Origin of the sequence: Flavobacterium sp. CHNK8 (assembly GCF_019774515.1) — a bacterium.
GTDB lineage: Bacteria > Bacteroidota > Bacteroidia > Flavobacteriales > Flavobacteriaceae > Flavobacterium > Flavobacterium tiangeerense.
On sequence record NZ_CP081492.1, the window covers coordinates 2805602 to 2818020 of the forward strand.

The window sequence follows — 12419 nt, forward strand, 5'->3', positions numbered from 1 at the left end:
AGTCACTTCACTCCTCACTACTGATTATATCCAAAACGTTTTAACATATTCGCGTTGCTTCTCCAGTTTTTGTTCACTTTTACGTAAAGCTCAATGTGAATTTGTTTTCCAAAGAATTTCTCTAAATCTTCACGCGCCTCAGTACCTACCTTTTTTAAAGCGGCACCTTTGTGACCAATCACAATTCCTTTTTGAGTTTCGCGTTCCACCATAATCAAAGAACGAATGCGAATGATATTATCGTCTTCAAAAAATTCTTCGGTAACAATTTCAACTGCGTACGGAATCTCTTTGCTGTAATTCAACAAGATTTTTTCACGAATGGTTTCATTCACAAAAAAACGTTCTGGCTTATCCGTCAGTTGGTCCTTTGGGTAATACGCTGGAGACTCTGGCAAAAGTGTAATGATTCTTTGAAAAACCTCAGGAACATTAAAATTTTGCAATGCTGATATTGGATATATTTCAGCATTTGGCACTTTCTCTGTCCAAAAAGCCACTTGTTGCTCTAATTGTTCTTGGTTCGAATTGTCAATTTTGTTCAGCAATAGCAAAACTGGAATTTTCGAGTGGATGATTTTATTAAAAAACGCTTCGTCCTTAAGTTCCTGCTCCCCTATTTCGACCATGTAAATCAAGACATCGGCATCTTCAAAAGCCGATTTCACGAAGTTCATCATCGATTCCTGCATTTCGTATGCTGGCTTAATGATTCCAGGTGTATCAGATAAGATCATTTGAAAATCCTCACCGTTTACAATACCTAGAATTCTATGACGAGTTGTTTGTGCTTTTGAAGTAATAATTGATAATCGCTCTCCAACAAAGGCATTCATTAATGTTGATTTACCAACATTTGGATTCCCGATGATGTTTACAAAACCTGCTTTATGTGACATTTCTACTAAAATTTATGCCACAAAGGTAGTCATATCAAGTGAATAGACGAAATAAAACATTTTTTTAAATTTATGTTGTAAAATGCAGAAATTGATTGTATCTTTGCACCCGAAACAACGCGGGATAGAGCAGTAGGCAGCTCGTCGGGCTCATAACCCGAAGGTCACAGGTTCGAGTCCTGTTCCCGCTACTAAGTAGCCTTATTGAGATTACAAAACGCACATCGCGGGATAGAGCAGTAGGCAGCTCGTCGGGCTCATATCCGCCGCGGCGGACACAGGTTCAAAAAAAGTAATCTTATTGAAAGTACAAACGCACATCGCGGGATAGAGCAGTAGGCAGCTCGTCGGGCTCATATCCGCCACGGCGGACACAGGTTCAAAAAAAGTAATCTTATTGAAAGTACAAACGCACATCGCGCGATAGAGCAGTAGGCAGCTCGTCGGGCTCATATCCGCCGCGGCGGACACAGGTTCAAAAAAAGTAATCTTATTGAAAGTACAAACGCACATCGCGGGATAGAGCAGTAGGCAGCTCGTCGGGCTCATAACCCGAAGGTCACAGGTTCGAGTCCTGTTCCCGCTACTAGAAAGCTTCAGAGAAATCTGGAGCTTTTTTTGTTTATCTTAGCTTTAATGAAGCTTGATTCAGATTGTCGACACGAATTAGGAGGGCTCATATCCGCCACGGCGGACACAGATACGAGTCTCCACCAGTGCGAGACTACTATAAAAGCTTCAGAAAAAGCTGGCGTTTTTTGTTTTTAAAAACTTTCTATCATGGATGAATTTGTGGTTTACATTTTATATTCTGAAAAATTCAATAAAAACTATACAGGATTTACATCTAATCTCATAGAACGTTTCAAATCACATAACGCTTTAGGCACTAAAGGATACACCTTGAAATTTAGACCTTGGACTGTAATTCATGTTGAATTTTTCTCTTCTAAAGCTGAAGCCATGAAAAGAGAAAAATATTTAAAGTCAGGAATTGGAAGGGAGTTTATTAAAAACTTAATTCTAAAATAAAAACTCGTCGGGCTCTTATACGCCGCGGCGGACACAGGTTCGAATCTCCACCTCGGCAGACTATTAGAAAACCCCCTGAGAAATCTGAAGCTTTTTTTGTTTATCTTAGTTTTAATAAAGATTATTCAGATTGATGATGTGAAGTCGGAGACATTCTCACAGCTTTTGATAAGACATTTTTAGGTGAGCGAAACACGGAATGCAATTTCGAGCCATCAATATCCAGCTTAGTTATTCCATAACGTATCTCACAAATTCATCTTTCTTATCATAAGGGATGTTATAATGTAGAGATTTTAATATCATAGTATTCCATGGTTTCCATTGATCTGAAAGTTCCGTATTGGTTATTTTATGATGTTCCATAATTCCTTCTAAAAAATAATCTTTCAGTGGGATATCGAGAATTCTTTCCTTTCCATCTTTAGTAAGGACTATTCTATATTCCAATTCGTTTTTTTTATTAATGTGGAAAGTGAATTTACCGCTGTCCCATGAACTTAAATATTCTAAATCACCATCTGAATCGTATTGAGTAGGCACTAGATTATTATCTTTTTCATATTCAAATATCATCGATATCATACGCTCATTTACCCACTGATAAAAAATATCCGCATAATTTAATAAGTCTTGCTTTTCTTTTTCTGTATCCCACCAATATTTTTCCGAATATGTGCTATCTAAATTAATTTCTATTTTTACACGATTGAACTTCTTACTAGAGTTTTTTTCCTCCTCAAATATCTCCGCTATCTTTCTAACAGTACTTCTAATAGGCTTATTCGAAACTTCTGATTCTCTGGATTTCCTATTTTTCTCATATTTAACAATAAAATTGTAACTACCTTCTAATGTAAAAATGTAGTCAACAATTAATTTATCATATTCAAATTCTCTATAATAGTTCTTTATTTCTGAAACTAAATAATTGAAATCCATTTTATAATTTTATGGGTTGGTTATTCCTTACTTAAAGTATTACTATACTTGCCGTCAACATGAACATCTACATCAATTGCGCTAGGTCATTTTGAATTTCCACCAAAATGAAATTCTATTTCCACTTTTATTTTTTTATCGGGATTTACCCCTCTGATGCTCGTTTGCAACGAGTGCCTGCTTACTTAATTAAAGAAAATAAAGTGTTTGAAATGTGGCTCTATTAAATGAATAACCATAAAATTAAACATTTCTGGTACAAAAAACTGCTTAATTTTCAAATATAATTATTTACCTACTAAATAAAAAACCAGCTGCTCGAAGTATTCAAAAAAACCTACTCAAAGACTGCGGGCTGCTTCGCAAATGTCGCCAACTTAGCGCCATTTAAAATATTTTTTCACCACAAATTTGCAGATTATGGTATTATTTAATCTGCGAATCTGCGGTTGTCTTTGATTTTTTAAAGTTTAACTCAGTTTCCGCATGCGAAGTCGGAGACACTCTCCACAGCTTTTTATATGACACGTTTCTGAAAGAGAGAGAACTATTACGAAAACACCATTTGAAAAACTTGGTGTTTTTTGCTTTTTAAAAACTCACAATCACTCTCATTTACTGGGTCTTAAACCCAAAATTTGATCCTCGAAAAAAAATTTAAAAAAAAAATGCTTTTTTGAGGTAACAATTAATCTAGTACTGTATCAAAAGGTAAACTTTAAAAAAATACATCTTATGAAAACGAAATCTATTTTAATTATTGCATTTTTCCTTTTGATCTCAAAATCTGTTTTTGCTCAAACCGCCTTCAAAGTAGAGGTAAAAGGAAAAGGAACTCCAGTCTTGTTATTCCCTGGTTTTGGCTGCACCGGAGAAGTTTGGAATGAAACAGTAGCAGAGCTTTCTAAAAACAACGAATGCCATATTTTTACTTTTGCGGGATTTGGGAATGTCGCCCCAATAGAAACCCCTTGGTTGGCTACCATCAAAGATCAGGTAATTTCCTATGTAAAAACAAAAAAAATAAAGAATGCTACATTAGTTGGTCATAGTTTAGGAGGTACTTTAAGCTTGTGGTTAGCCTCTCAGGAAACCAATTTGTTCAAAAAATTAATTATTGTTGATGCTTTGCCTGCAACTGCCGCTTTAATGATACCTAACTACAAAGGAGAAATTATTCCGTATGACAATCCGCAAAGTAAAATGATGCTCAACATGGACCAAAAAGCGTTTGACGGAATGAATTCGCAGTCAACTTCTTTTATGTGTATGAACAAAGAAAAACAAAAAACAATCAATGAATGGATGCGTCTTGTGGATCGAAAAACTTACGTTCACGGTTATATTGACATGCTAAATTTAGACCTTCGAAAAGAAATTTCTAAAATTAAAATTCCTGTTGTAATTTTAGCTGCTTCAAATCCAGATCTTACCACAGTACAAAACACTTATAAAGCCCAGTATGAAAATCTGCCTTCTGTTAAAATTGAATATGCAGCAAACTCCGCTCATTTTGTTATGTACGATCAACCAGAATGGTTTCTGGATAAAGTAAAACTTGAATTAAAATAAGGTGGCTAAAAAAGAACTATTCGACGAGATATACTATAAGCATTACAATAAAGTGTTTCGATTGTGCAAAGGATATTTTTGTGGTGATACCGCATTAGCCTCTGATGCAACTCAGGAAATCTTCATCAAAGTCTGGGAGAAGTTAGACACTTTTAGAAATGAATCAAATATCAGCACTTGGATTTACAGAATTGCAGTAAACACTTGCCTTCTTTATTTGAGAAAATCATCTACAAAGAAAGAAATCAGGACCGATATTCTGCCTCAGATTGTTGCAGAAACTTATTCGAGCGAAAAAGATGAGCAACTTAGACAAATGTATCATTGCATACAAAAATTGGAAGAAACGAACAAGATGATCATCCTGATGACTTTAGACGGTTTGGAATATCAGGAAATATCCGAAGTAATCGGGATAACCGAAGAAACCCTTCGCGTTAGAATTCATAGAATCAAAAAAAGTTTAACTCAATGTGTACAAAATGAAAACATTTGAAGAATTACAAAATATCTGGGATCAGCAGACAGCATCTGAATCACAACCAACTCCCGCCGAAATCATAAAAAAAGCGGAGTTACATACTAAAAAAATTAAACGCGGTCATTTATGGACCAGAATAATTTTAAGCTTGACTTCTATAATATTAATCTCCTATTATATCTGGTCAGGTGCTTATAGAAATGTTCAATTTAGTATTGGATTGTGCATTATGATTGTAATGCTTGTGAGTCGCGTAGCCTTAGAATGGATCAGTGTAAAAAAGCTAGCCAATTTAAATACTGATCTCACATTAATAGAATACAGTAAACTAGCACATCAGTTTTACAGTTGGAGAAAAAAAATACATTACATCCTTACTCCTATCATTTACCTCACGTATACTGCCGGGTTTACATTGCTTTTACCAGTTTTTAAAACCATTTTCTCAAGAGGATTTTATCTTTACATTCTATTAAGCGGATATATTTTTTTATTTCTATTTGCATTTTTTATGATACGATTCATTCAAAAGGAAATAAAGCTTTTACACTTCTTGAAACACATTTCGTAAAAAACAATTGGTAGCTATTGTATAGTTTCCCAACACTAGAAAAGCTTCAGAGAAATCTGGAGCTTTTTTTTTATCACATTCAAAGGACAAATATTTAGATTATGCGCACAAAGAAGACCTTTGTCTTATCATTGGGACTCTTGAGGCAGCTTGTCCTTTTAGTTAATCATTTCATAATCCCATAAGAAAGTTAACTGTATTGGTATAAATTCGTTCCGTGAATTCGTATGAAATAAGTTATGTTTTAAAAAACGACTCCTTTCAATGGTATCCCAAAACAGATTAGAAAAATAACTTTTAAAGCCAGAAATTGATTTATACTACACTTTTAAATATCGCCATTTTTCAGGGAATAGTCTTGGGATTAGTTATTTTAAGGTCTTCCTTATTTAATAGTAATTCAAATAAATATGTGGCATACTTGCTATTTACACTTTCTATCCTTTTACTGAATTATGTCTTTGAATTAGAAGAAGCATATACTCCCTATCCTTTTCTACATTTTATTGACAATGTAGAGTGGGCATTACTATTGCCTGCATTCCTATTCCTATATATCGTAAATCGGATTGATGACACTGTAAAAAGCAAACAAAAAATATATTTATGTTTTGTTCCATTTGCATTTTCCGCTGTACTCAACATTACAAACGATCTTGATCGTGTAGCAGGAATTTATACTATTCCAAAACCAGGAATTGTTATCATTGAAACACTGAGTCTATTTCATCTTTTTTTAGTCCTTACATTCATCCCTTTTCTGTTGATTTACTCTTATTTTATGATGAAACATTTAAAGGATTCAGAAGAAAAAAAATGGGTAGTTACGTTATTAACCCTTTTTACATCTTTGTTATTCTCTTGGATTATTACCTGGTTAGTCGCCATATTTCTTCAATATGACATTTCTTCTGCTATGAGTGTCGTGGCTTTATCTGCAACTTTCATTATTCATTGGACAGCTTATGTAGGCATTTACAAGTACAGACTCGCAAAAAACAAGGATGCTATCTCTACTTTTCTAAATAACGATTTAACTATTTCATACAGTAATTTGGAAATTAATGAAAATGACAGCCCAGAAGAATATCGGGAATCTATTACGGTAGATAATCTTTATTTTCAAAAACTTGATATTCTTTGTAAGGAACATCATATTTATACCGATTGTACCTTGAATAGAGAAAAAATCGCTGAAAAACTAGGCATAAGTGCTGGATATGTTTCACAAATTGTAAATACGGTAACAGGTGACAACTTTGCCAATTACATCAATCAATATCGGGTTGAAGCTGTGAAGGAAATGATCTCTAATTCTGAATATGAAAATTATAATCTATTGACTATGGGACTAGAGTCTGGTTTTACTTCAAAAACCACTTTTTATAAAGCTTTTAAAAAAGCTACTGGTCAAACCCCAAATGAGTATCGGAATTCAAATAAATAAGTACCGATTTATACAATTTGAAGTTTTTGGCACCTTTTCTAGTTCTTCTTGTGTGAGTTTTGCACTTCAATAATTAAAAAACAATTTTTATGAAAAAAATTTTAGTACTAGCTGTTCTTACAGTTTTAGGATTTACAAACGCAAACGCGCAAAAAATTAAATTTGGTGCAAAAGTAGGTATTAACATTAGTAACATTACTGGTGACAACACCAGTAGCCTTGAACCTGTTTCTGCCTTTAATTTCGGATTAGTAACTGAGATTCCAATTGCGAAAAAATTTTCTTTTCAACCAGAACTTATGCTTTCCGGTCAAGGTTACAGCTTTAAAGGAAGTGACGGAAACATTGTTGGATTAAATTATTTAAACGTTCCGTTAATGGCAAAATATTATGTAACAAAAGGGTTGAGTCTTGAAGCTGGACCACAAATTGGGTATTTACTTTCGGCCAAAAATGAAAGCACAAACGTAAAAGATACGTTTAAGAAAGTTGACTTAGCTGCTAATTTAGGAATTGGTTACAAACTAGAAAACGGACTTAATTTTGGAGCAAGATATAATTTTGGATTATCAAACATTAATAATTTAGATAATTCTTCTAGTAAATATAGAAACGAAGTATTTCAACTATCTGTAGGTTATTTCTTTTTCTAAAACCTAATAATTCTATAAAAGATTTTACAGACTGAATTATAAAGGTATTAACCTAGCATTGCTGGAAAATTCAAAAATTTTGAATTAATCGTTTTGACAGTTGTATTAATCTTATTTTACACAACTCAAAACTTGTATGCAGGCACTCAATAGCGGTTCGTTTTTTAGTAAACTATACAATCAAAAAAGCATCTGTCCTATTGATATAAAGTAATTTAGAAAGCATAAAGTCAATTAAAAAAAAATGAGCCCGATACATCATCGAGCTCATTTTTTTCATTAGTTAGAAAATTATTCAACTTTTTGGATTCTTTCTATAAAAGCTGAAATTCTCTTTGCAATTGATTTTATATTTTATTTAGAAAACTCTAAACCTTTTAATTTTTGCCATCCACCGCGAGTAAAATCAGGAATCTCAACTGCTGCTGAATTATTATCAAGTGATTTTTCGGTTAACGGGCCAAGACAAGACCATTCTGCTAAATCATATACATCCATATCTAACGGAAGTCCGTTTTGTAAACAATAAATCAAACGATAATCCATTACAAAGTCCATCCCGCCATGACCACCAACTTTTTTAGCTTTTTCTTCAATTCCAGCTACAATTGGGTGTTTGTATTTTTCCATTAATGCTTTTTTTACATCAGCAGGAACAAAACTGTGGGCATTTAATTTTTCATGGTTGGGTGTAATATCTGAACCAACTTCCTTTGACCCCAAAGCATATCCTTCAACGGGATATTTATTTGCAAACCCTTTTGTCCCACTAATTTGATACATTCGACTGTAAGGACGCGGGGAAGTCACATCATGTTGAATTTGGATTGTTTTACCTTTTTCGGTACGAATCATAGTCATCGTGTGATCTCCATTTCTAAAGTCAGTAACTTCTTCTCCTGATTTTTCTTTAATATAAGCAGGATTTCCAACAGCTTTAGTATCCATAGAAACTAAAAAGTTCATTTTGTCACCACGGTGAATATTTAATGCTTGACACGCCGGTCCCATTCCATGAGTTGCATAAATATCACCACGGTGTTTTCTATTATAATCCATACGCCAGTTATTCCAATATTCGCCCCAGTAAGGCTGAAGTCCGTGAATGTAAGCCCCTTCAGCATGCATAATTTCTCCAAACAATCCTTGTTGCACCATATTTAGAGTTGTCAACTCAAAGAAATCGTATACACAATTCTCCAATTGCATGCAATGCTTACGTGTTTTCTCAGAAGTATTAATTAAGTCCCAAATTTCCTCCATTGTCAAGGCACCAGGAACTTCAATAGCAACATTTTTCCCATCTTTCATGGCTTGAACGCCAATATTTGCATGGTTTTTCCAATCGGTTGCTACATACACAAGATCTACATTAGGTAGTGCTGTTACTTTTCTCCAAGCATTTTCATCTCCAAAAAACTCTTGCGCTTTTGGAAGCCCTGCTTTAGTAAGAATTTCATTAGCTGATTTTGTATTGGTCTCTAACATATCACACAGTGCTATAATCTCAACCCCCGGAATATGAGTCATACGTTCTACAGCGCCTGGACCACGCATTCCTAAACCGATGAAAGCAATACGAACCGTAGGAATGGGAGCTGTAGCTAGCCGTAAAACATCTGTTTGACCTTTAGGTCGTTTGGGAGTTGGGGTTTTAATCATTTGAGCTGATACAGTTGTCCATCCCAGAAAAACAATGGAAATAAGTAGTAATTTAAAAATACTAGTTTTCATATATGTAAAAGTTATTTGTTAGTGGTCATATATGGTGTCGCCTTTTACTTATTGGTGTTTGCTTGCAACAAACCTGTTGTTAATGGCGATTTCATAATTTAATTTATTTAAAAAAGGCAGATAATCTAGTTCTAGATTACCCATTCAATAATATTTTATTGTAATTTTTAATTTAAACCGTGAGTACTCTTTACGGCAATACTTTAAAATCAATATCAGGTCTTTTCTGACTTAATGATCTTGTAAAAATGCTTTGTGCTTTGGTAAAATTATTAAAAAAGCCTCCGTTCTTCAAATAGAATGAATCGTTATTTAGTAGACCTCCTGAATAATCCATACGGTATCCTATAGTGCCCGTATTGTCTGTTGTGAACTTTGCGGAATTTATCTCTGTCCAATTTCCGTTAGCGTCACAATACCATTGATTGCCAAATAAAACTTCGCGAGATTTATCCCCTTGTTCTGGAGAAAAATTTTCAAGGAACGAATGAAATCTTTTTAAATACGTATTAGTCTCCGGGCGATTAAAGCTAGCTATTAATTGCCATTGGTTTAATTCAGGAGCAAAAAAGTAAGCGGTATAGGTTGTTGAATTATCGTTTTGAGGAGTTCCACGGAGTAAAAATTTATAAGTATTTCCTGCAATCCAATTGTATTTCAAATAACTTTGTCCTCCAGAACCCTCATTGCCAAACTCTCCAGTTGTTACTCCTGCTCCTTTTTTAAGAAGTTTAATTTTTTTAGAATCTGGTATAGAGGCCGGATCATCAGTTACAAATGGGCTCCAGACAGAGAATAATACTCTGCGCTCTGTTTGGGAATTAACTTGAATACCAAAATAACCTTCTGCAAATCCGTTTGCCATATAATAAGAACCTATAACATCTTGGCCTTTTGGAACTGTAACTTCGTTGTAATACCATTCAATATCCTTATCTGTTGGCACTTGATAATTTAAATGTACAGAAGGTCCTCTTCTTCCCCAATGATAAAAACTACCTTCGTCATTTTGAACAAATGCAATTTTTTCTTTAGCAATTGAACTGTTAATTGTTACGCTTACAATAGAAGGAAAATGACTTTTACTCTTGTTAATTCCTTTTATTTTTAAAGCAACATAACCTGGCTCCTTAATTTCCCAACGTCCTATTTGGTAAGAATCTTTTTTAGTCTCGTTAAATTCTACTCTTTTGGATTCATTGTTAATGGTGAATTCTAAAGTTGACTTCCCAAGAACTAATAATGACTCCTTATTTATAGAAAATTGAAAAACTCCAGGTTCAGAAACTCGAAAATAAGCAGTGAAATATTCTTCAGAATTAGTCCAATCCTCAATTCCATTTTTTGTAATAGTTTTAATTCCTGCAAAAGGAATAGAACTAAAAGCATTTCCACCAAGAGGCAAAGAAATTGTGGATACCATTTTAGAATCATTATCACCTACCTCATCACTTTTTTCAATACCGCTGCAAGATGTAAGGGGAATCAAGAATATGATTGCTGCTAGTTTTGTTAAGAATCTTTTTTTCATCTCTATTTTTTATACTGTTTGATTTTTTTATAATCCTATTTTATGCTTACGAAAAATTTAGCTACCTAATGGCAATTGAAAAAACAATAACCTCTTACCATTCTTTTTTAAATTCCTAAAATTATTCACCAACATTTTTAAGAACGGCAACTGCATTAAGCTCAAATCTATCTTTCTATTTAAAATAAAATTGCAACAATAACATTCAATAAAACTGCTGTATTGAATAAAAACAAGCATCCATTGATATCTAAATTACTCTACTAAAGTACAGTAGCCATTAGACAATCAAGTCTATTTTTTTTTAAAATAAAGAAAAATGAACGCTAAAAATTTAATTTATAATTTCTTTACGGAGCTAACTTTAGTATCAATCTAACCTCTTTTTTGAATGCAAATTGCTCCATTTATTCTCTTAAATGATCTTTAAAAACATCGAATTTTGATCTAAAAAAAGGTATGTTATTGTTTAATACTTAACGAAACTATAGATTATATTTTTACTAAGCAAGAAAAACACAAAAAATGTGCTCGAACACATATTATTTATGTTCTCGAGCACATAAATAGTACATGAAACGTTTTTTTTAAATAAAATTCTAGTTTATTGGTAAAAGAACAGCAACATATTCGATCTTGTTGTTAAGTAAAAGAGGCCACACCAATCAAATGATAAGAAATTTGGAAATTAAAAATTCAACAGCAGTTTCATGATATTGAATTTAATTTTAATTTAGATTTTATGTTATTTTGATCTGAATTCGATAGAAAAAAGCCATATCAATCTCCAATTTTGGAAAGTAGAAAATAAAAAATTTGACAAAGAGATTCAGTCAAAATTCTTTTACCTAAATTTCGAAAAAATTATTCGAACACGCTATTAAGTAAAACTAAATAACGCATAAAATAATTCCAGAAATGAAAGAATATCAAGTACATCTAATTAAAGAAAAACAACTGATAATCTCTGGAAATGGAGATGATTTCGAATGGGATAATGCCCAGATTTTGACTGATTTTTGTTCCCCATGGAGTACAGGAAAAGGTAAAGAAGTTATATTTAAAGCGCTTTGGGATCGGGAAAATTTATTTTTTAATTTTACTATTTTAGATATCGAAATCCACATAGAAAAAAAGGATGACAGTATTGAAAGCATCGGAAACTCTGATCGAGTTGAACTCTTTTTTAGAACTGATCCTGCAATGAATCCCTACTATTGTTTAGAAATAGACACTCGTGGTAGAGTAATGGATTTTATAGCCTATCCTGATAAGAATTTTGATTTCAATTGGAACTGGCCCAAGAATGAATTAACAGTAAAATCATCTGTAAAAGCTAATTCTTTTATTGTTGAGGGATCAATCAGTATTGAATCTTTAAAAAGTTTAAGCCTAATAAAAAACAATAGGATAGAAACCGGTATTTTTAGAGCTAAATACATCAAAACACAAAATGAATCTGTTAAACCTAACTGGATTACTTGGATTAACCCAAATACAGAAACTCCAAATTTCCATATCGCTTCTTCCTTTGGTGTATTAACTTTAAAAGAATAG

At 33.2% G+C, this 12419-nt stretch carries 11 protein-coding genes and 2 tRNA genes; 9 read left to right on the plus strand and 4 right to left on the minus strand.

Annotated features, from left to right (window positions below):
• Nucleotides 1-17: 17 nt before the first annotated feature.
• Nucleotides 18-899, minus strand: a complete 882-nt coding sequence (gene era / locus K5V07_RS12165; protein ID WP_144889172.1) for a GTPase Era — start codon at nt 897-899, stop codon at nt 18-20.
• 118 nt (nt 900-1017) lie between these two features.
• On the opposite strand from era, the gene K5V07_RS12170 reads away from it, so the two are divergent.
• The 3 genes from K5V07_RS12170 (at nt 1018) to K5V07_RS12180 (ending at nt 1931) form a co-directional block, all read left to right on the plus strand.
• Nucleotides 1018-1090 (plus strand) — tRNA-Met (locus K5V07_RS12170).
• Between the two features lie 322 nt (nt 1091-1412).
• Nucleotides 1413-1485, plus strand: a tRNA-Met gene (locus K5V07_RS12175).
• 194 nt (nt 1486-1679) lie between these two features.
• On the plus strand, nt 1680-1931 hold the full coding sequence (locus K5V07_RS12180) for a GIY-YIG nuclease family protein (protein ID WP_221917678.1): 252 nt from the start codon (nt 1680-1682) through the stop codon (nt 1929-1931).
• 231 nt (nt 1932-2162) lie between these two features.
• On the opposite strand, the gene K5V07_RS12185 is transcribed toward K5V07_RS12180, so the two are convergent.
• Nucleotides 2163-2873 carry a hypothetical protein gene (locus tag K5V07_RS12185; RefSeq protein WP_221917679.1) on the minus strand — a complete coding sequence of 237 codons (711 nt, stop codon included), beginning with the start codon at nt 2871-2873 and terminating at the stop codon, nt 2163-2165.
• A gap of 735 nt (nt 2874-3608) precedes the next feature.
• Here K5V07_RS12185 and K5V07_RS12190 point away from each other — a divergent pair.
• The 5 genes from K5V07_RS12190 (at nt 3609) to K5V07_RS12210 (ending at nt 7597) form a co-directional block, all read left to right on the plus strand.
• On the plus strand, nt 3609-4445 hold the full coding sequence (locus tag K5V07_RS12190) for an alpha/beta fold hydrolase (protein WP_221917680.1): 837 nt from the start codon (nt 3609-3611) through the stop codon (nt 4443-4445).
• 1 nt (nt 4446) lies between these two features.
• Nucleotides 4447-4941, plus strand: coding sequence for an RNA polymerase sigma factor (locus K5V07_RS12195; protein ID WP_221917681.1), 495 nt, complete (start codon nt 4447-4449; stop codon nt 4939-4941).
• Entirely contained in the window at nt 4928-5497 is a 570-nt protein-coding gene (locus K5V07_RS12200) for a hypothetical protein (protein WP_221917682.1), read from the plus strand. Before K5V07_RS12195 ends, K5V07_RS12200 begins: the two co-directional genes overlap by 14 nt.
• Before the next feature lie 310 nt (nt 5498-5807).
• On the plus strand, nt 5808-6944 hold the full coding sequence (locus K5V07_RS12205; protein WP_221917683.1) for an AraC family transcriptional regulator: 1137 nt from the start codon (nt 5808-5810) through the stop codon (nt 6942-6944).
• Between the two features lie 89 nt (nt 6945-7033).
• A complete protein-coding gene (locus K5V07_RS12210; protein WP_221917684.1) occupies nt 7034-7597 on the plus strand; it encodes a porin family protein in 564 nt (187 codons plus the stop codon).
• A 354-nt stretch (nt 7598-7951) separates the two neighbouring features.
• Here the strand turns inward: K5V07_RS12210 and K5V07_RS12215 are convergent, their stop codons facing one another.
• Nucleotides 7952-9331, minus strand: coding sequence for a Gfo/Idh/MocA family protein (locus K5V07_RS12215; RefSeq protein ID WP_221917685.1), 1380 nt, complete (start codon nt 9329-9331; stop codon nt 7952-7954).
• A gap of 190 nt (nt 9332-9521) precedes the next feature.
• Complete coding sequence (locus K5V07_RS12220; protein ID WP_221917686.1) at nt 9522-10862, minus strand: DUF3472 domain-containing protein; 1341 nt, start codon at nt 10860-10862, stop codon at nt 9522-9524.
• A gap of 918 nt (nt 10863-11780) precedes the next feature.
• On the opposite strand from K5V07_RS12220, the gene K5V07_RS12225 reads away from it, so the two are divergent.
• Entirely contained in the window at nt 11781-12419 is a 639-nt protein-coding gene (locus K5V07_RS12225) for a sugar-binding protein (protein WP_221917687.1), read from the plus strand.

Excerpts from the sequence above, each read along its gene's own strand:
- era (WP_144889172.1), bottom strand. The coding sequence starts at position 899 with ATGTCACATAAAGCAGGTTTTGTAAACATCATCGGGAATCCAAATGTT.
- K5V07_RS12180 (WP_221917678.1), top strand. The coding sequence starts at position 1,680 with ATGGATGAATTTGTGGTTTACATTTTATATTCTGAAAAATTCAATAAA.
- K5V07_RS12185 (WP_221917679.1), bottom strand. The coding sequence starts at position 2,873 with ATGGATTTCAATTATTTAGTTTCAGAAATAAAGAACTATTATAGAGAA.
- K5V07_RS12190 (WP_221917680.1), top strand. The coding sequence starts at position 3,609 with ATGAAAACGAAATCTATTTTAATTATTGCATTTTTCCTTTTGATCTCA.
- K5V07_RS12200 (WP_221917682.1), top strand. The coding sequence starts at position 4,928 with ATGAAAACATTTGAAGAATTACAAAATATCTGGGATCAGCAGACAGCA.
- K5V07_RS12210 (WP_221917684.1), top strand. The coding sequence starts at position 7,034 with ATGAAAAAAATTTTAGTACTAGCTGTTCTTACAGTTTTAGGATTTACA.
- K5V07_RS12215 (WP_221917685.1), bottom strand. The coding sequence starts at position 9,331 with ATGAAAACTAGTATTTTTAAATTACTACTTATTTCCATTGTTTTTCTG.
- K5V07_RS12220 (WP_221917686.1), bottom strand. The coding sequence starts at position 10,862 with ATGAAAAAAAGATTCTTAACAAAACTAGCAGCAATCATATTCTTGATT.
- K5V07_RS12225 (WP_221917687.1), top strand. The coding sequence starts at position 11,781 with ATGAAAGAATATCAAGTACATCTAATTAAAGAAAAACAACTGATAATC.